17 protein-coding genes are annotated in these 20879 nt (G+C 38.1%); 3 read left to right on the top strand and 14 right to left on the bottom strand.

What is annotated here, in order from left to right; translation table 11 throughout:
* Window positions 1-2 precede the first annotated feature (2 nt).
* The 4 genes from glnK to GWI59_RS16200 form a co-directional block, all read right to left on the bottom strand.
* Window positions 3-341: a P-II family nitrogen regulator gene (gene glnK, locus GWI59_RS16215; RefSeq protein ID WP_072063659.1), complete on the bottom strand. Its 339-nt coding sequence runs from the start codon at window positions 339-341 to the stop codon at window positions 3-5.
* A gap of 243 nt (window positions 342-584) precedes the next feature.
* Complete coding sequence (locus GWI59_RS16210; RefSeq protein WP_109847874.1) at window positions 585-2372, bottom strand: SmdB family multidrug efflux ABC transporter permease/ATP-binding protein; 1788 nt, start codon at window positions 2370-2372, stop codon at window positions 585-587.
* Complete coding sequence (locus GWI59_RS16205; protein WP_109847875.1) at window positions 2359-4104, bottom strand: SmdA family multidrug ABC transporter permease/ATP-binding protein; 1746 nt, start codon at window positions 4102-4104, stop codon at window positions 2359-2361. Before GWI59_RS16205 ends, GWI59_RS16210 begins: the two co-directional genes overlap by 14 nt.
* Before the next feature lie 57 nt (window positions 4105-4161).
* Complete coding sequence (locus tag GWI59_RS16200) at window positions 4162-4623, bottom strand: Lrp/AsnC family transcriptional regulator (protein WP_072063662.1); 462 nt, start codon at window positions 4621-4623, stop codon at window positions 4162-4164.
* A gap of 158 nt (window positions 4624-4781) precedes the next feature.
* Here GWI59_RS16200 and queC point away from each other — a divergent pair, with 158 nt between their 5' ends.
* On the top strand, window positions 4782-5480 hold the full coding sequence (gene queC / locus GWI59_RS16195) for a 7-cyano-7-deazaguanine synthase QueC (protein WP_072063663.1): 699 nt from the start codon (window positions 4782-4784) through the stop codon (window positions 5478-5480).
* 149 nt (window positions 5481-5629) lie between these two features.
* Here the strand turns inward: queC and GWI59_RS16190 are convergent, their stop codons facing one another.
* The 9 genes from GWI59_RS16190 to bolA all read right to left on the bottom strand — a co-directional run bounded on the left by GWI59_RS16190 (window position 5630) and on the right by bolA (window position 16637).
* A complete protein-coding gene (locus tag GWI59_RS16190; RefSeq protein WP_072063664.1) occupies window positions 5630-6034 on the bottom strand; it encodes an acyl-CoA thioesterase in 405 nt (134 codons plus the stop codon).
* Window positions 6035-6280: 246 nt separating this feature from the next.
* Window positions 6281-6655 carry a ComEA family DNA-binding protein gene (locus tag GWI59_RS16185; protein ID WP_167426099.1) on the bottom strand — a complete coding sequence of 125 codons (375 nt, stop codon included), beginning with the start codon at window positions 6653-6655 and terminating at the stop codon, window positions 6281-6283.
* 287 nt (window positions 6656-6942) lie between these two features.
* Window positions 6943-8820, bottom strand: coding sequence for a peptidylprolyl isomerase (gene ppiD / locus GWI59_RS16180; protein ID WP_072063665.1), 1878 nt, complete (start codon window positions 8818-8820; stop codon window positions 6943-6945).
* A 473-nt stretch (window positions 8821-9293) separates the two neighbouring features.
* On the bottom strand, window positions 9294-9569 hold the full coding sequence (gene hupB / locus GWI59_RS16175; RefSeq protein WP_036911695.1) for a nucleoid-associated protein HU-beta: 276 nt from the start codon (window positions 9567-9569) through the stop codon (window positions 9294-9296).
* Between the two features lie 214 nt (window positions 9570-9783).
* Window positions 9784-12144: an endopeptidase La gene (lon, locus tag GWI59_RS16170; RefSeq protein ID WP_072063666.1), complete on the bottom strand. Its 2361-nt coding sequence runs from the start codon at window positions 12142-12144 to the stop codon at window positions 9784-9786.
* A 260-nt stretch (window positions 12145-12404) separates the two neighbouring features.
* A complete protein-coding gene (clpX, locus tag GWI59_RS16165; protein ID WP_161669325.1) occupies window positions 12405-13676 on the bottom strand; it encodes an ATP-dependent protease ATP-binding subunit ClpX in 1272 nt (423 codons plus the stop codon).
* Window positions 13677-13816: 140 nt separating this feature from the next.
* A complete protein-coding gene (clpP, locus tag GWI59_RS16160; RefSeq protein ID WP_004245088.1) occupies window positions 13817-14440 on the bottom strand; it encodes an ATP-dependent Clp endopeptidase proteolytic subunit ClpP in 624 nt (207 codons plus the stop codon).
* 256 nt (window positions 14441-14696) lie between these two features.
* Complete coding sequence (gene tig / locus GWI59_RS16155; protein WP_115065102.1) at window positions 14697-16001, bottom strand: trigger factor; 1305 nt, start codon at window positions 15999-16001, stop codon at window positions 14697-14699.
* Window positions 16002-16322: 321 nt separating this feature from the next.
* A complete protein-coding gene (bolA, locus tag GWI59_RS16150) occupies window positions 16323-16637 on the bottom strand; it encodes a transcriptional regulator BolA (protein ID WP_115065101.1) in 315 nt (104 codons plus the stop codon).
* A gap of 340 nt (window positions 16638-16977) precedes the next feature.
* On the opposite strand from bolA, the gene GWI59_RS16145 reads away from it, so the two are divergent.
* The gene (locus GWI59_RS16145; RefSeq protein WP_161671077.1) at window positions 16978-17556 is read left to right on the top strand and encodes a YajG family lipoprotein; all 579 of its coding nucleotides are present in this window, start codon (window positions 16978-16980) and stop codon (window positions 17554-17556) included.
* A 55-nt stretch (window positions 17557-17611) separates the two neighbouring features.
* On the top strand, window positions 17612-19132 hold the full coding sequence (ampG, locus tag GWI59_RS16140) for a muropeptide MFS transporter AmpG (protein WP_109847877.1): 1521 nt from the start codon (window positions 17612-17614) through the stop codon (window positions 19130-19132).
* Between the two features lie 84 nt (window positions 19133-19216).
* Here ampG and dbpA read toward each other — a convergent pair whose 3' ends face one another.
* A complete protein-coding gene (gene dbpA / locus GWI59_RS16135; protein ID WP_072063670.1) occupies window positions 19217-20590 on the bottom strand; it encodes an ATP-dependent RNA helicase DbpA in 1374 nt (457 codons plus the stop codon).
* Window positions 20591-20879: the final 289 nt, after the last annotated feature.

The following is a 20879-nucleotide window of genomic DNA, read 5'->3' as shown; positions in this document are numbered from 1 at the left end:
CTTTAAAGTGCTTCATCACCAGACTCACCAGTACGAATACGGACTGCCTGCAATAATTCAAAAACAAAAATTTTTCCATCTCCTACCTTTCCTGTATCAGTCGCTTGCATAATCACTTGCATAACTGACTCAAGTTGCTCATCACAAATAGCGAGTTCTATTTTTACTTTGGGGAGAAAATTAACTTCATACTCAGCCCCTCTATACAACTCCGCATGTCCTTTTTGTCGCCCATATCCCTTTACTTCACTGATTGTCATTCCCTTTATACCTAACTCAGAGAGCAACTCTCGCACTTCTTCTAATTTAAATGGTTTAATAATGGCAATGATATATTTCATATAAACCTCGTCGATATTTGAAAGAACAAACCCTAAATAGAAAAGCAAAAGACATGCCATTATTTAATTGATTGATATTTAAGAAAAAATAAACTTCTCGAATAATAAAAATGAAAAAGCTCACCGAAATGGTGCAAAAATACGATAGCTATTTTGATAAAAGCAAGATAAATGGGAAATCAAAAAGGGCACATACATTAAGATGATGTGCCCTCTAAAATTATATTTTTTTATTTAAGGTTATTATTCTACTTCAAGAGGAGTTTGTTCTTGTAAAGATTCTCTGACCTGCTGTAATTGATACATATTATAGTATCGGCCTTTTTGCGAGAGTAACTTAGCATGATCGCCCTGCTCGACAATTGCACCACGATGAAGTACTACAATTTCATTGGCTTCAATAATAGTGGAAAGTCGATGAGCAATAACAATCAATGTTGTTTTTTCCCTAACTACTTTTAACGCTTTCTGTATGGCTTGTTCTGTTCCTGAATCAATATTTGCTGTTGCCTCGTCCAGAATAAGAATACGAGGAGGTATTAATAATACACGCGCCAATGCAAGTAACTGTTTTTGACCAGCAGATAAGCGACTACCTTGTTCACCAAGTTTTGTTTGCAGCCCTTCTGGTAACGCTTTAACCCATTGATCGAGTTGAACTGTTTCTAATACCTGCCATAAATGTGACTCATCACAATCACGCCCTAACGTAATGTTGTCATGCAGTGAACCCGATAATAAAACGGGATCTTGCTGTACCATTGCAATACCACTACGCAATGCAGCGTGAGAATACGCTTCTAATGGTTGCTTATCTAAAGAAATACTCCCTTTTTGCCAAGGATAATTACCCATTAATAAACTGGCTAAAGTACTTTTACCACTTCCTGTGTGCCCAACGAATGCGACAAAATGACGAGCAGGAATAGTTAAATTGATATCTTTTAATACCCATTGCTCATTACGATACGCAAACCAAAGAGAGCTAATCTCGATATTACCTTGAGTAATAGAATGTGTTGATGAACCGTAATGCTGTAAAGGTGCATCCATCAGTTCAAAAACACGCTCACCAGAGACAACCGCCTGTTGTAGAATCGATTGCTGTGATGTCAATGTGATCAAGGGTTCATTTAATCGACCTAAATAACTAATGAATGCATAAATCACCCCAACTCCAATAACCGCACTACCTTGATAACCAAAGAGCATCAATAAGCCACACAGAACTAACGCAGAGAGCATGCTTAATAAAGGGCGTAATAACAGACCATCAAGTTTTAACGCTTTCATACGCGCTTGGTAATGCTGCCAGCTGTCATCTGACATTCTTTCACCAAATCGAGCTTGTTGCCTAAATTGTTGAATAACTGACATTCCATTGATAACTTCGTGGAAACCATCATTTATATTGGCAAGAAAATGACGTACATTGCGTACAATCGGCGTGCTCAGTCGCTGATAAAGCATCATCACACCAATAACTGCAGGGAAGATAGTCATCGCTACCAATGCCATTTGCCACTCTAATAAGAACATGGCAATTAACATAACAACCACTAACGCAATCGCTCGAAATAATGTCGGTAAGACATTAACAAACAAATCTTTAATTGTTTCGGTATCATTCGTTACACGAGAGATTAACTGCCCCACGGGCTGATTATCAAAAGCACTTAATGGCTGTTTTAGTGCCGCACTCATTACATCAGTACGTAATTGTTGTACCACCCCAACAGCAGCATGATTAAACACAATGGCTTGATAATAGTGAAGTGTGGCAGCAATTACTTGCAAAAGAATAAAAGCCAATGCTAGGCCTAATGATGACATTAATTCCACATTATTCGTGGCAACTTTTGCATCAATAAAATAACCTACAATTAATGGGCCACCCACTTCTGCAATAGCGGCTACCCACAACATAATGACACCCCATGTCATGGATTTACGATAAGCTTTACCATAAGTCAAAAGACGCTTTAATGCAGGCAATAGCGCTTTAACGGATTTATTTTTATTCATCGTCATCCAGCGCGGCCTCTAATTGCTGATAATGGTACATATCTTGATACCAACCTGGTATTGAAATTAACTGCTGATGTGTACCCTGCTCTATAATCTCACCTTGTTTTAAAACTAAAATATTCGTAGCACCAACCAATGCAGATAAACGATGAGCACTGATAATCAACGTTCTATCTTTTCGCCATTGCGACAAATTTTGTAAAATTTGATATTCAGTTTGTCCATCAACGGCAGATAATGCGTCATCTAATAACAAAATTTCCGCATCTAAGAGTAGCGCTCGCGCAATAGAAATACGCTGTTTTTGTCCACCGGATAACATCACACCTTTTTCGCCTACCTGTGTTTGATACCCTTCAGGTAAACGCAGAATATCGTCATGAATATTGGCCAGTTTAGCGACTGCTTCAATTTCGTCTTTAGTTGCATTAGGGCGCCCTAATGCAATATTTCCTGCGATAGTATCTGAAAATAGGAAGGGGGTTTGATTAACAACAGCCAGTCGTGCTCGCCATTCATCAAGCTTCAATTGATAAATGGGTATAGATTGAAAACAAATTTCACCTTCAGTTACATCGTAAAGTCGTTGAATAACGGTGAGTAGTGTACTTTTTCCACTTCCAGTCATTCCGCAAATTCCCAACATATCACCGGGAGATAAGGTGAAATGAATATTCTTAAGCACATCCGTTGTTTGTTCAGGATACTGAAAGCGGTCGATATCAACAGACAATATCCCTCGACCTTGTTTTGGTGATAAATCACCATCAATCATATCGAGTTTTTCATTCAATAAGCTATTGATTCGGCTATAGGCTGCACTGCCACGCTCAACAATATTGAACATCCATGCTAAAGCCAGCATTGGCCAAATCATTTGACCTAAATACATAACAAAACTGGTTAATTCACCTAATGTCATTTTGTCATTGAGTACCAAATAACTCCCACCAGCAACCGCGAGTAAATTAGCAAACCCAATAGCCATAAAAATAGTAGGATCAAAGAGCGCATCAATTCTTGCAACACGCATATTTTGGCGCCCAGTTTCTTTTGCCACATCATCAAAACGGGATGCATGCTGTTGCTCTAGTCCGAATGATTTGATCATACGAATACTACTCAAACTTTCCTGTGCTTGATTATTAAGTGAAGAGAAAAGTGCTTGTGCGGTTTTAAAGCGACTATGTAGCTTATCACCATAACGTTTAATCAAAATCGCCATGAGTGGCATCGGTAATAATGAAATCAGTGTCAGTTCCCAACTTAACTGAATACTCATCATGACGAGTACCGCAAGCCCCATAACCATAGAATCCACTAAGGTTAGTACACCTTCACCAGCTGCGAAAACCACTTTATCAACATCATTAGTGGTCCGTGCAATTAAATCGCCTGTACGATAGCGATGATAAAATGAGGAAGATTGTTGATTAAGTTGTTGATAAATTTGCATCCGCAGTTTTATTGCTAATTGATAAGATGCACCAAATAACCAAAGACGCCAAAAATAACGTAAAAGATAAACTGCGAGGGCAATTAATACCATCACACCAATCCAATTCATCACTTGGCTAAACGTCAGACTATGGTTATCAACACCATCTACAATGATCCCAACAATCTTTGGCGGGATCACCTGTAATACTGCGATAACCATCAATAAGAAAATAGCACCGACATAACGACGCCATTCACTGAGAAAATACCAACTGAGCTGTGAAAATAGAGCCACGCCTTAAATCCTAAGGTTATACAAAAAAATAAAAGTGCCAGTTGGTAAAGATGAACCTTATTCAGGTATCGGCATTGCCGTTGTGTATTTAATTTTTTCCATTGCGAAGTTAGAAGTCACATCAATAAGACCCGGTACGCCATTTACCATACGCTTATAAAATAGGTCGTAACTTTTCATGTCGACTACTTCAACATGCATTAGATAATCACACTCACCCGCCATTCGATAGAATGTCAGTACTTCTGGCATTTGCTTAACAAATGAAACAAACTGTTCGTACCATTCGCTATTATGCTGCTGTGTTCTAATCATAACAATAACTGTTAGACCTAGCCCGATTTTTTCACTATCAAGCAGAGCAACGCGCTTACGAATATACCCTTCATCCTCTAGTCTTTTCAATCGTTTCCAGCAAGGCGTTGAAGTTAGGTTAACAGCCTCAGACAAAGTATTCAGTGAGAGGCTTGAATCTTCCTGTAACAGCGCTAATAGTTTACGGTCAATCTTATCTAACATAGATACTCCTTCAAAATATGCCCCTACAAAAAATAATGATAATCTGCCCCTTACTATAAGAGTAATCATCTAATGATAAATCGGTAATAAATTGCCATAATATCTGTACTTTTATGCGTACTAATCCTTATAAAATTTCAATATTCAGGAGTATTCTGATGAAAAAAACGGTCGTTGTCTTTAGTGGTGGGCAAGATTCGACAACCTGCCTTATTCAAGCATTGGAAAAGTACGATGAAGTACATTGCATTACGTTTAATTATGGGCAACGCCATAAAGAAGAAATTGAGGTAGCACAAAAAGTAAGTCAATTACTGGGGGCAACTGCGCATAAAGTTTTAGATGTAAGTTTACTCAATGAACTCGCTATTAGTAGCTTAACTCGCGACAATATTCCTGTTCCTGATTTCAAAGAAAGTGAAGAAAGTGATATTCCTAGTACCTTTGTACCGGGTAGAAATATTCTATTCCTTACTTTAGCAGCAATTTATGCTTATCAAATTGGCGCTGAGAGTGTCATCACTGGCGTTTGTGAGACAGATTTCTCGGGTTACCCTGATTGTCGCGATGAATTTGTAAAAGCACTGAATCATGCTGTCAACTTAGGTATTGCACGTGATATTAAATTTATCACACCATTAATGTGGCTAGATAAAGCCGAAACGTGGGCGCTTGCTGATTACTATAAAAAATTAGATTTCGTTCGTCATAAAACGTTAACTTGTTATAACGGTATTCAAGGTGATGGCTGTGGTGAATGTGCGGCTTGTCATTTAAGGCAACGCGGATTAAACACTTACTTAGCTGATAAAACACTCATTATGCAAACAATGAAACAGAAAGTAGGTCTTAAATAATTATCATAATTACCTTACTTATTATCACTGCTATCTGCCATTCTATTCACTTATGCAGTGATAATTCATCAAAAACATTATCACTGCATTAAATCATCTTAGATTAGCCTAGGCATATTTAGTGATAAATTTTTAATACTCTCTATGTATTAGGATGATTGACGTACATATTCAAGCTTCTCTCTTAACTGTTCTGTTAATGTCAGTGCTTTTTTTGTATTGATATCAACAAGAACAAAAGTAATTAATGCATCAGAAATAAGTGCACCATCTTTTTTTCTGACAATCTTTTGAGAAAGCACACCACTTTTAACCCCCACTTCAGCAATATCACAATCAATGAGTAACTCATCACCTAAACTTGCAGGTAAGCGGTAATTAATATTGATATTAGCAACCACTAATGCCAAGCCATTGCGCTTAAACCAATCAAAATCTAAATGTTGCTCAATCCAATCCCATCGAGCTTGCTCTAAAAATTCAAGGTAACGTGCATTATTCACATGTTCAAAAACATCTAAATGAAAACCATAAACTTTAATTAATGTACTCATATCAATTTATTACCTCTTGATTATTCTAATAAAGTTCTTATAGATTTTTTTGCAATACCATAAATATAGCCAAAAAAATAAATTTAGTAATTTCTGATATAGGTTTATTTCATTTTCTTTTAACAAAGAAAACACTAAGAAAACGTGTTTCTCTTATCAAAAAAATCAAAGAGAAACACGGAGTTTTTAATCAATATTCACGTTTCTGCTATCACTTATACTCAATATCGTATAAGAATGAATACGTTAATTAATAACAATAAAATCACGATTTTGATCAACTAACTTCATACCAATTCCAAAGACTTTTTCAAGTTCATCAATAGTGGTAAAGCGCCCTAGCTGTTCGCGATAATCAATAATGGCTTGCGCTTTTGCTTTTCCGATCCCTTTTAATCCCATTAATTCATCTACTGTTGCCGTATTTAAATTAACTTTACCTACTGTACTGGCTTTATTTTCCTTAGCATCACGCTCAACAGATGAGTGAGTTTCAATAGAAACCATTGGGGTTGAGGCGGGTGTTTCTTCTGCATAAGAGAGAGGAGAAAGCCCTAATCCTAAAGCTAGGCAGATAGAAGCCATAAAACCTGACAATACTTTTTTATCCATCTTCATAATCATAATTTCCTTTTATTCAATAATTTTAAATTTAATCGCAAACAAAGAGTTCTGAATGCAGGAAAATAATGACAACATATTGATAAACAAGCAATTATATAAAAATAAAACTACGAGAGAGTAGGAAAAATAAAAATGTAAAAAAGAAGCATTACAAAAAGTTGTCTAGCTTGCTCTCAAATATGATTTTTTTGAGAGACGGAGTTATTGGTTTAAGTTACCAAAGTGAATCGGCATAAAAAAACCCAGCTTTAAGCTGGGTTTTCAATGTAATAACTCAAATTCAATTATTGATAATCTTTATCAAAAATTTCAATTTTAGCGTTATCTTTTAAGTCACGTAACATGAGTTGTAACGCTTCTTCGCCCATCTGAGCACGATAGAGATTAGTCATAAACTCAAGTTGTTCAGATGTTGGTTTACCATCTGTTACGCTATCTAATTGAATAAGGACAACTTTAGTACCAGGTACATTAGTCATACCATACTCTTTTTTACCTTCAGCAGGTTTTGGCATAGAGAAAATAGCAGTTTGTACGACATCTGTTGCAGATGAGTGAACGATGCTTTCTTCACTACCAAACGAAACATTAGCAGCTTTCAGTGCTTCTTCGCCTTTACCTTCTTTCAATGCAGCTAAAAGTTTTTGGGCTTCCGCATTCATGGCTTGTGATGCTTTTTGCTGTTTAACCAGCATAACGACCTGATCACGCACTTTGTCTAATGGTTGGCTTGCTGAAGGCTTATAACCTTCTACACGCACGATAAATGCACTGTCATTACCTAACGTCACCATGTCTGAATTCATGCCAGTTGGGCCATTTTCATCCACCAATGACCCCCCAAAAATTAACTGGGTGAGTTTTTCATTATTTAATGGTGCAGGAACGTTATTTTCATCAAACCAATCAGTATTAACCACCGTCACGTTGCCCGCTTTAGCGGCGGGAGCTAATGTGTCGTTGTCATTAGATGCAGCTTGGCTCACCTTTTGTTGTAATGCGAAGAAATCATCAATCGCTTTGTTTTCACGCATTTTTGCCAATAAATCTGTTTTCACGTCATCAAATGGTTTTACAACAGAGGGTTTGACATCATCAAGACGGAAAATTGCGTAGCCATTACTGATTTTAACAGGTTCAGAGATTTGGCCTTTTTCTGTCAAACTTGCATTAGCCAGCTCGGGTAACTCTTGCCCGATAGTTATCCAACCTAAAGAACCATTTTGTTTTTTAGAGAAACTATCAATAGATTTTTCTTTCACTAACGAAACAAAATCAGCGCCTTTTTTCAGCTCGTCTTCTGCTTCTTTAGCCGAAGCTTCATCAGCTAATACTAAGATGCTGTACTGTTTCTGCCCTGCCGTAGTGAACTCATCAATATTACTATCGTAATAAGCTTTCGCTTCTTCATCAGTAATGTTGATATTATTAAAATCTTTTTGAGCATTTAATTGGATATAGCTAATTTTAAATTGCTCTGGCGCGATGAACATTTGGTTATTTTGCTCATAGAACGCTTTCACTTCTTCATCAGATGCCGTTTCTTTTTCGAGGAATGGCTGAATGTCTAATGATGCTAAGCGTACATTACGGCTTTGTAGCATTAATCCAGCAAATTCTTTAACTTCGCTATCTAAGGCAAAATCAGTGCCTTGGATAGAAAATTTTAATTGCTGGTTAATTAGGTTTTGACGAATGCCTTCTGCGAAGGCATCCGCATCAATATTATTGCCTTTCAATAAATCGACATATTTTTTATTGTCAAATTTGCCGTTAGTTTGAAAGTAAGGAAGTGCAAAAATAGCATCTCTAATTTGCTGATCACCGGCTGAGATACCCAGCTTTTGTGCAAATTGATCAAGTAATGCTTGGTTGATCAATAAATCAAGCGCTTGTTGGCGAATGAGTTTCTGGCCTTCTTCTGAGGAAGCAAGAGCAGCAAAATTTTCACCCATATCTTGTTGTAATTGAGCTCGACGTTGTTGATAAGCTTGCTCTAATTGAGAACGGCTAATTTTATACCCGTTAACTTCAGCTGCATCATTGACGCCTGAACTAAAGAGATATCCGCCCACACCAGTTAGGACGAAGGAGAGGATGATCACAGCTAATAATATTTTTATAAATGGATTATTAGCAGTGGAACGAATGTTGTCCATCATAACGAGACGAGGCTCCGTTTGGTGAAATAAAAATTATTTTTATGGGTGTTACACGACTATTTTGAGCACAGCAAAAAGATAATATGCTCATGCTGGCTAAATATCAAAATGTCGCGACACACGACAATCATTAAAAACAGCCAGTCCCATATTAATGCACAGTCTTAACACGCACTTTCTATAACTAAGAAAAAACTAAACAGCATTATTTGATTCATTGATTACGATAGCAGTTAACTCATCACTAAATCATTCATTGTTGTCTATTTTAGTTATAGAACAACGGAGCATTCTATCAAATGACCACTTCAGTTTCACGTTTTATCGCCAGAGAATACAAGGTTTAATCGTGATTTATAATCAAAAAAGAAAAGCGCATCTCAAAAAGATGCGCTTCATTTTTTAATTGAGTTGTTTTCTGTTTACCCATAACGTTAAGTTAATAACTCTTTGGCAGAAAGTTCATTCAACTATTATTGATTAACTGCGTCTTTTAAGCCTTTACCCGCACGGAATGCAGGAACTTTTGCAGCTTCAATTTGAATTTCTTTACCAGTTTGTGGGTTACGGCCCGTACGAGCTGCACGATCACGTACAGTAAAAGTACCGAAACCTACTAATGCTACATCATCACCTTTTTGTAAAGATTCAGTGATAGAAGCAACCAGAGCATCTACAACACGACCTGCTGCCGCTTTTGAGATATCTGCATTTGCAGCAATTTTGTCGATCAGTTGAGTTTTATTCACGCTTTCATCCCCATAATTTTATGCGTTATTTTTCACCATTAATGGCAAATTTTGCAAACGTCGTTATATCAAGCCTTTTTAGATATAGCAAGACCGATAAAACAGCATTTTTAATTAAAATCGCCATTAAATTAGCGACACAAAAAAAGGCTGGCAAGCTTTTATTACTTATCCAGCCTTTTTTTTAGCTATAATTTATGACTAATATCACTCTTTAGTGTGATTTATCAGTAACAACTTCCATGCCAAACGGTGAGTTTTGCAGGGCTAGCGTTAAAACTTCCTCTATTGTTTTCACCGGGTGAATATCCAGATCAGCAACAATATTTTCAGGAATTTCTTCTAAATCACGTTTATTTTCATCAGGGATAAGAACTGTCTTAATTCCACCGCGATGTGCAGCAAGTAACTTTTCTTTTAGTCCGCCAATTGGCAATACTTGTCCGCGTAACGTAATTTCGCCCGTCATTGCAACATCAGAACGTACAGGGTTACCTGTTAGGCTTGATACCAACGCAGTACACATTGCGATACCGGCACTTGGACCATCTTTTGGTGTTGCCCCTTCAGGAACGTGTACGTGCATATCACGTTTTTCATAGAAATCGCTATTAATACCCAGTTTATCAGCACGAGCACGAACGACAGTCATTGCCGCTTGAATAGACTCTTGCATCACTTCACCTAAAGAGCCAGTGAATGTTAGCTTGCCTTTACCCGGTACACTTGCAGTTTCAATAGTCAGTAGATCACCACCCACTTCTGTCCATGCAAGTCCTGTTACCATACCTACTCGATTTTCTGTATCAGCACGACCGTAGTCAACTTTACGAACACCTAAGTAGTCTTTGAGATTATCTTCGTTAATCTCAATATGTTTGATTGTGCTATCCATTAGCAGCTGTTTTACTGCTTTACGGCATAATTTAGAAATTTCACGCTCTAAACTACGTACACCCGCTTCACGCGTGTAATAACGAATAATGCCCATAATCGCGCTGTCATGAATTGTCAGCTCGCTTGGTTTTAACGCATTACGCTCAATCTGTTTTGGTAACAAATGTTGCTTAGCAATATTCAGTTTTTCGTCTTCGGTATAACCTGATAAACGAATAACTTCCATACGATCCAACAACGGTGCGGGTATATTCATGGAGTTAGAGGTTGCCACGAACATAACATCAGACAGATCGTAATCAACTTCCAGGTAATGGTCATTAAATGCGATGTTCTGTTCTGGATCTAACACTTCTAACAGAGCAGAAGCTGGATCACCTCGCATGTCGGATGACATTTTATCAATTTCATCTAATAGGAAAAGTGGGTTTTTGACGCCAACTTTCGCCATTTTCTGAATTAATTTACCTGGCATAGAACCGATGTAAGTACGACGGTGACCACGGATTTCAGCTTCATCACGTACACCACCTAACGCCATACGAACATATTTACGGCCTGTTGCTTTAGCAATAGATTGACCCAGTGAAGTTTTACCTACTCCCGGAGGCCCTACCAAGCACAAGATTGGCCCTTTAATTTTGCTAACACGAGACTGAACTGCGAGGTATTCAAGAATACGCTCTTTAACACGTTCTAAACCGTAATGGTCAGTATCAAGAACTTCTTGCGCTTTCACTAAGTCTTTTTTAACTTTGCTACGACTATTCCAAGGAACTTGAACCATCCAATCAATATAGCTACGTACAACCGTGGCTTCTGCTGACATTGGCGACATCATTTTTAATTTCTGAAGTTCCGCTTCTGTCTTCTCTTTTGCCTCTTTTGGCATTTTAGCCGCATCGATTTTACGCTTCAGCGATTCCATTTCATCAGGCGCATCATCCATCTCACCTAATTCTTTTTGAATCGCTTTCATTTGTTCATTGAGATAATACTCACGCTGACTCTTTTCCATCTGCTTTTTAACGCGGTTACGAATGCGTTTTTCAACTTGTAGCAGATCAATTTCTGATTCCATCATCGCCATTAAATATTCAAGGCGTTCTGTCACATCAGACATTTCAAGCACAGCTTGCTTATCTTTTAATTTCAGCGGCATATGTGAAGCAATGGTGTCTGCTAATTTCGCTGATTCTTCGATAGCATGTAATGAGGTTAATACCTCTGGCGGAATTTTTTTATTCAGCTTGATATAACCTTCAAACTGATTAATCGTTGTACGATTTAAGACTTCTTGTTCGCGCTCATCAACGGCTGGCGTTTCAAGGTATTCTGCTTTCGCCTGAAAGTATTCACCATTGTCAGATAGCGTCGTAATTTTGGCACGACGAATACCTTCAACAAGTACTTTTACTGTTCCATCAGGCAGTTTTAGCATCTGTAAAACAGACGCAACTGTACCAACAGAAAAAAGATCATTCACACCTGGTTCGTCAGTAGATGCATCTTTCTGCGCAACCAGCATAATTTGTTTGTTGTCGTTCATCGCGGCTTCTAAGCAATGAATAGATTTTTCACGACCAACGAACAACGGGATCACCATATGCGGATATACAACGACATCACGTAATGGCAATACAGGTATTTCAATACGTTCTGGACGCTCAGGATTCATAGAGCTCTCTCTTCGTTTTTAGCTTAACGCTTTTACAGGTAATTTTATTCGCATGTCACCAAATAAAATTAATTCCACGGATTGTCAAAATATATAAGGGCACTTTTCTGACATTCAATAGCATTACGCATTAAAAAAACAAAATGAGGGAAAATTCCCTCATTTTTATTGCGTTGGCACGCTTTATCTTGAATTTCTCTCTTACTTTTGAGAGAAAACGAGATAATGTCAGACAAAGGACACTGCCAAATTACGATGCATTATTCACCTGAAGCCTGATTTTCTGGCTGACTATAAATAACCAGCGGCTCAGAGTTTCCATTAATAACGCCTTCATCAATGACCACTTTTTCTGCATTTTCAAATGAAGGAAGGTCATACATCGTATCAAGTAATGCAGCTTCAACAATCGAACGTAAACCACGAGCACCCGTTTTACGTACCATGGCTTTTTTCGCTATTGCAGTCAGCGCTTCCTTACGGAATTCTAAATCCACACCTTCTAATTTAAATAATGCCTGATATTGCTTAGTCAATGCATTCTTAGGTTCTTGTAAGATCTGGATTAACGCTTCTTCGTTTAATTCGCCTAGCGTTGCAACAACAGGTAAACGACCAATAAATTCAGGGATAAGACCAAATTTAATCAGATCTTCTGGCTCAACTTGGGCTAATAATTCACCTTCGCTGGCTTTCTCTTTTTGGCTTTTAACTTCTGCGCCAAAACCAATACCTGAGTGTGTGTTTAAACGCTGTGCAACAACTTTATCGAGTCCTGCAAATGCACCACCACAAATAAAGAGGATTTTAGAAGTATCAACTTGTAAAAATTCTTGTTGTGGGTGCTTACGTCCGCCTTGAGGAGGAACAGAAGCGACAGTGCCTTCAACTAATTTTAATAATGCTTGCTGTACACCTTCACCAGACACATCACGGGTGATTGATGGGTTTTCAGATTTACGGGTGATCTTGTCAATTTCATCAATATACACAATACCACGTTGTGCTTTTTGCACATCGTAATCGCATTTTTGTAGCAGTTTTTGAATGATGTTTTCAACATCTTCACCCACATAGCCCGCTTCTGTCAGCGTTGTGGCATCTGCCATAGTAAAAGGAACATCAAGGTAGCGTGCTAATGTTTCTGCTAGTAACGTTTTACCGCTACCAGTAGGACCAATCAGCAAAATATTACTTTTTCCTAGCTCAACACCATTGGCTTTATCGCCATTACGCAGACGTTTATAGTGATTATAAACGGCAACAGCCAAAACTTTTTTAGCCAATTCCTGACCGATAACATAGTCATCAAGGTGCTTACGGATTTCATGCGGCGTTGGCAATTCACTGCGTTCATGATGAGGTGCCAGTTCTTTTATTTCTTCACGAATGATATCAACACATAGATCGACACATTCATCACAGATATAAACCGACGGACCAGCGATCAATTTTTTTACTTCATGCTGGCTTTTACCGCAGAAAGAGCAATACAGAAGCTTCCCAGAGCTATCTTTGCGCTTATCTGTCATCAGTCAACCTCACTTAGTTATTCTTCTTATTATTTATAAGAAGAAAGTCTTTTTTACATAAATATTGATAGCCGTTTCCTTTGCATTATTGACTAACAAAGAAAACGTATTAATTCAGTTGCTATTACAACGTGTAATAATTAGCTACGTTGAGTATAGACTTTATCCACTAATCCATATTCTAACGCTTCGTTAGCAGATAAGAAACGATCACGCTCAGTGTCTCTTTCTATTTCTTCAATAGATTTACCTGTATGTTGAGCCATTAGCTCATTCATACGGGATTTTACTTTCAAAATTTCTTGAGCATGAATTTGAATATCTGTTGCTTGCCCCTGATAACCACCTAATGGTTGGTGGATCATCACACGGGAGTTAGGTAAGCAAATACGTTTACCTTTCGCACCAGCAGATAATAAGAAAGCGCCCATTGAACACGCTTGCCCCATACAAATGGTACTAACATCTGCTTTGATATACTGCATGGTGTCATAAATAGACATACCCGCAGTAATTACACCACCTGGTGAGTTGATATACAGGTTGATGTCTTTCTCTGGATTTTCTGCTTCTAAAAATAGCATTTGAGCAACGATAAGATTAGCCATGTGATCTTCAACTTGGCCAGTCAGGAAAATAATACGTTCTTTCAATAAACGTGAGTAAATGTCGTAAGAACGCTCTCCTCGCGAAGTTTGCTCTATAACCATCGGCACCAGAGCCATATTAGGTGCGAATTGTTCCTGTGTGTCGTTAAATGACATGTCTGTCTCCTATTGCATTCTTATTGGTGCCAATGACAACAATTTTACTTGAGATAATTGATCATGACCATTTCTAATGATCTAATCTCTCACAAGACATTCAAGGCGCCTCGCGAGGAGTAATAAAGAGAATATAGAATTATCTGGAGATAATCGCTCAGATTTCAAGGCTAATTTTGATAAATATATACAAACTGAAAAAAACCCGTGGTAAAAACCACGGGTTTTTGCTTAAAACCGATATCGCGGTTAAGAATTAACCCATTTGAACTTCGTTCATTAGTTCAGTGAAGTTAGTTTCTTTTTCAGTTACTTTAGCATTTGCTAAGATTTTTTCTACCGCTTGCTCTTCTAACGCAAGATTACGAATGTTGTTCATCAATTGTTCGTTCTTATTGTAGAACTCAACAACTTCTGATGGATCTTCGTAAGCTGAAGCCATTTCATCGATCAGTGCATTCACACGATCGTCTTCTGCTTTCAGTTCATTACTATTGATCACTTCACCTAACAGTAATCCAACGATTACACGACGTTTAGCTTGTTCTTCGAACAGTTCACGTGGTAATTGCAGAGCTTGTTTCTCATCGCCACCAAAACGTTGAGCAGCTTGACGTTGCAGAACTTCAATTTCGCTGTTTACAGCAGCTGCAGGTACGTCAACTTCGTTTGCTTTAACTAAGCCATCAATAACTTGTGTTTTAACACGAGTACGGATTGCATTTTTCAGTTCACGTTCCATATTTTTACGTACTTCAGCACGTAAACCATCAACAGAACCATCTGCAATACCAAAACGCTTGATGAACTCTTCAGTTAATTCTGGCAGTTCACGCTCTTCAACTTTTTTCAGGTTGATAGCGAATTGTGCTTTTTTACCTTTCAGGTTTTCAGCGTGGTAATCTTCTGGGAAAGTCACATCAATTGTGAATTCTTCTCCAGCTTTATGACCGATAACGCCTTCTTCGAAACCTGGGATCATACGACCTTGACCCATTGCCAGTACGAAATCTTCAGCTTTTCCGCCTTCAAATTCTTCACCGTCAATAGAACCGTTGAAATCAACAGTTACGCGATCTTCTGCTGCGACTGCGCCGTCTTTGTCTTTCCACTCTGCTTGTTGCTTACGCAGTGTTTCTAACATGTTATCAACGTCTTCGTCTTTAACAGTAACAACGGGTTTTACAACTTCAATGCTTTCCAGATCTTTCAGTTCGATTTCTGGGAAAACTTCGAATTCTACAGAGTAAACAAAGTCTTCACCTTCTTTGTATTGCTCTGGTTTGTATTCAGGCGCGCCAACTGGGTTTACTTTGTTTTCGATGATAGCGTTAATGAAATTACGCGACATTAAATCACCAAGAACATCATTCAGTACAGACATACCATAACGCTGTTTAACCATAGACATTGGAACGTGACCTTTACGGAAACCATCAATGCGAACAGTTTTAGCAGCTTTTTTCAGTTCACTGTCTACAGCAGTTTGGATATCAGCGGCTGGTACGGTGATTGTGACACGACGCCCTAGGCCTTGAGTCGTTTCAACAGAAACTTGCATCTTGTTACCTCAAAATAAGTTTTAGTGCTCGGTCTACTTTAAAGGAAACTAACATGATATTGACATGTTTAGGTTTATTTTCCTTTCAGAACCGGGGCCGCCACATTTAAAAAAACGAGGATCCCTGATATCAGAAGCATCCCGAAACCTTACTGAAAATTAGACGCGACATTATAACGATCTAGAGGGGTTGAGTCGAGAAAGAGCCGTTTTATTCCTCAATTTTTTCATAAAATCGAGCAACTCCACCCTTTTTTCCTCTATAAAGAACAAAAAATACGCATCTTAGGATCTATTTACTCACGATTAACGATAAGGTTGTTAATCTTCTTGGCTTCCGCCACGACACCCAGGAGAGCGTAATGCTTTATCCTGCTGTTCATTCCATTCACTCAAAGCAAAAGTGTGTAATGCTAATGCATGAACACCATTTTCCATTTCATGAGCTAATGTTTGGTACACATCACGATGGCGCGTAACACTACGTTTCTCATTAAAATCATCACTAACGATAATGACTTTAAAGTGACTTTCAGAGCCTTCGGGCACATTATGGCGATGGCTTTCGTTTATTACTTGTAAAAAATGCGGTGAAAAGCGCGAAATCAGCTTATTCTCAATATCATCACGGATCATCTCTACCCCTAATACTCTAGCCTTTATACCATGCTGAACAAAAAATAAGTCAACCAGCCTATATTGATTTAGTCTTTATCAATACAAAATGATGAGCTTATTCTTTTTAATTTTGCTGATGATAATCGCTTATTTTTCATCTTGAGTAAAACCATTGACCAAATATTGGCAAATACATGAGTAAAAATGAGAGTAATTTGAAATAAAATCAATTGATAAAATCAGATAATTTCGTTCTTTAAGGGGATATTAGCAACCTATTAGCAGTGGTATGATAGGCTAAAGTTTGAAGCCTATTCTACTTATTAACACAACAGACTTATTTAACCGAGATTACCTCATGATTAAAAATTTACTCTGTGCTGTTTTTGCATTAACACTACTTTCAGGTTGTGCAACTCCAAGTAACAAATTATCCATTGAGCCAGTGATGTCAGTTCCTGCGGCCGACCCTACAATGCGCCCTATTTCACTGAATATTTCAAGCCAAGACAAACGCGCATCAAAAAACCTAGCGGAAATCAACCGTAACGGTAAATTAGAAACCCTTGTTCCAACTCGTGACATTGCATTTTTAATGCAAGAAGTTCTGCAAAAGCAAATGACAGCTCGTGGTTTTATGATGGGTTCTCCTGCTTCTGCTGATGTAATTATTGTTATCAATAAACTCAATGCAGATGTTGGCGAAGGTAGTATTCGTCATAATATCAGTGCAAAAGCGGATATTTCAGTTATCGTTACCCTACCAAATGGCAGCTCTAATACCAAAACATTCCGTACTAGCTACAATGTCCAAGGCCCATTTGGCGCAACTAATGAGAAAATTGCCGCCGCGATTAATAATGTCTTAAGTGAGCTCGTTAGCGATATGGCAAAAGACGCTTCAGTCAGTCAATTTATCAAATCTAACGCCCGTTAATTTATTAGAATAAACGACCTGTTATCTTAAACAGGTCGTCGAAAGGAATTCTTGCATGGTTCAGCCTGCCTTCAAACAAACCACTTGGTACAAATCATTTATTTTACTGTTACTTGGCTTTACTTCTGGATTACCACTTGCATTAACCGCGGGTACATTACAAGCATGGATGACAGTAGAAAACATTGATTTAAAAACCATTGGTTTCTTCTCATTGGTGGGACAAGCCTATGTTTTTAAATTCCTCTGGTCACCCTTTATGGATCGCTATACCCCCTCTTTTCTTGGTCGACGCCGAGGATGGATGTTACTCACTCAAATAGGGTTAGTACTTGGTATTGCAGGAATGGGATTTTTAAATCCTAATGATCATTTATGGTGGCTAGCCTCTCTAGCTGTCATTGTTGCTTTTTGTTCTGCTTCACAAGATATTGTTTTTGACGCCTATAAAACAGATATATTAAAAGCAGATGAGCGTGGTACAGGTGCTGCAGTTTCTGTCCTAGGTTATCGCATAGCCATGCTTGTTTCTGGAGGAATGGCACTTTGGTTAGCTGATAAGTATATTGGTTGGCAAAATATGTACTGGTTAATGGCTGCCTTAATGGGAATTGGTATTATTGCCACACTACTTGCCCAAGAGCCAGAAACCACCGTAAAACCACCGCGTACACTCTATGAAGCCGTTATTGAACCTTTATATGAATTCTTTTCTCGTAATAATGCTTGGCTAATTTTACTGCTTATTGTGCTGTATAAAATGGGAGATGCTTTTGCCTTAAGTTTAAGTACCACTTTTCTTATTCGCGGTGCGGGGTTCGATGCAGGTGAAGTAGGATTAGTGAATAAAACACTTGGGCTTGCAGCCACTATTATTGGGGCATTGCTAGGTGGTTTATTAATGCGCCGTTGGAGTTTATTTAAAGCACTGATGATTTTTGGTATTTTGCAAGGTGGCTCAAATATCGGGTATTGGTATTTAGCTATTTCTGAACAAAGTATTTATAGCATGGGTGCGGTAGTTGCTTTTGAAAATATCTGTGGAGGAATGGGAACAGCCGCATTCGTCGCCCTCTTAATGACACTTTGTCATCTCTCCTTTTCAGCAACACAATTTGCGTTGCTCTCGGCTCTCTCTGCAATTGGTCGTGTTTATGTTGGCCCGGTTGCAGGCTGGTATGTTGAAAGTCATGGTTGGGAAGCATTTTATCTTTTTTCTATCGTTGCTTCTGTACCTGGCCTTATTTTGCTGTTGGTTTCGAAAAACACACTTATTTATACGCAAAAAACGGGGGAATTCCTTAGAAGAACCTTGTTTATTAAACAGTACCGTTTTGCTATTTATGGCTTGATGCTAACGACTCTTTTCTTTATTTGTAGTTTAATTCTTGTTGTTACAAATTCACTACCAACATTAGAAATATTCCAATCTGTCGATTTTATTCAAAAAATAGATACTGATAGATTAAGTTCTTGGGCTTCAACACTCTTTTTATATGGTGTTATTATTGGTGCGATAAGCCTTATCTTTGGCACAATCCTAGATTATTTAGCCCTTAAGAAAACAACACATTAGTTTTATTACTTTCTCAAGATATGAACTATAAAAAAGGACAGGTTAAACTGTCCTTTTTGTATTCTTATGTTCTGAGTAAAAAATTTATCTAAATAATCTTACTTTTACTGATTTACCTTTGATTTTACCTTGTTGCAGCTGTTTCCAGACTTGTTTTGCAATAGATTGTTTTACAGCAACATAAGCATGTGTTGGGTTAATCATAATTTTACCAATATCGGTACCATTGAACCCCATATCACCCGTTAATGCCCCTAAAATATCACCAGGGCGCATTTTGGCCTTTTTACCACCATCAATACATAATGTTGCCATCGTTGCTTCAAGTGGCGTAATTTGTAGGCCTGTAGGAATAGGCAACCAATTTATCTTCATATGAAGCATTTCTTCTAAAGCATTGGCACGTTGAATTTCTTCTGGTGCGCAAAAACTGATTGCTAATCCACTCTCACCCGCTCTGGCTGTACGCCCAATACGGTGAACGTGTACTTCAGGATCCCATGATAATTCGTAATTGATCACCATTTCTAACGCTTTAATGTCAAGCCCGCGAGCTGCAACATCTGTTGCGACTAATACACGACAACTCCCATTAGCAAAGCGAATAAGCGTTTGATCACGCTCTCTTTGTTCCATATCGCCATGTAAAGCAAGCACACTTTGATTGCTTTCTGTCAGTGTTTCATACACATCTTGGCAATCTCGCTTTGTGTTACAAAACACGACGCAAGAAGCTGGTTGCTCACGACTTAACAGTTTTTGCAGCAATCCTATTTTTCCATGACGAGATATTTCATAAAACTGCTGTTCAACAGCCGGAAGTTCATCAACAGAATTGATTTCAATAGTGATTGGGTTTTGCTGGATCTTACGACTAATTGTTGCGATCTCATTTGGCCAAGTTGCAGAAAAAAGCAATGTTTGGCGTGCCGTTGGCATACGAGAAATAATATCGTTGATATCATCAAAAAATCCCATATCCAACATTCTGTCTGCTTCATCCAACACCAATGTTTTCACATCATCTAAAGTGACAGTCTCTTTCTTTAGGTGATCAAGCAATCTGCCCGGTGTTGCAACAATAATATGTGCAGCATGTATTAATGAATCACGCTGGATACTAAATGGAACTCCGCCACACAGCGTTAATACTTTGATATTTGGAAGATAACGAGCAAGACGACGTAATTCATTTGCAACTTGATCAGCAAGTTCTCGCGTTGGACATAAAATAAGTGATTGAGTATTAAACTGTTTTGCATCAATGTGTTGCAAAAGCCCCAAACCAAAAGCAGCCGTTTTACCGCTACCTGTTTTTGCCTGAGCGCGAACGTCCTTTCCTTCAAGAATAGCGGGCAAAGCAGCTTCTTGAACCGGAGTCATAGTGAGATAACCCAATTCATTAAGGTTAGCGAGTTGTTCAGCAGGAAGTGCGTTAAGTTCAGCAAATGAGGTCACAATGAAAATTCCAAGTAAGATAAAAACGAATATTGGCTAATGATACTATCCCTTGATTCCTGTGTCGTGAGGTATTTTTACGCGATTGTTACCACATATTTTTCTTTCTTCTTCCGCTTTCTTTTTTTGCCCAAAAACAGTGATTAAGCGCTTAATCCATTCAAAGCATCTCAAATAATAAAAATAAACTAAACAATACTAAAATTCTCATTTTTAATTATCAATTTAATATTCTAGAAATAGATCTTATTTTCAACATCATAATCTGCAAATTACAATTTTATAGGTT

This window comes from Proteus sp. G2673, assembly GCF_009915125.1.
Classification (GTDB): Bacteria; Pseudomonadota; Gammaproteobacteria; order Enterobacterales; family Enterobacteriaceae; genus Proteus; species Proteus penneri.
Note: the sequence above shows the minus strand (reverse complement) of the source record. Positions and strands in the feature narration are given on the sequence as shown.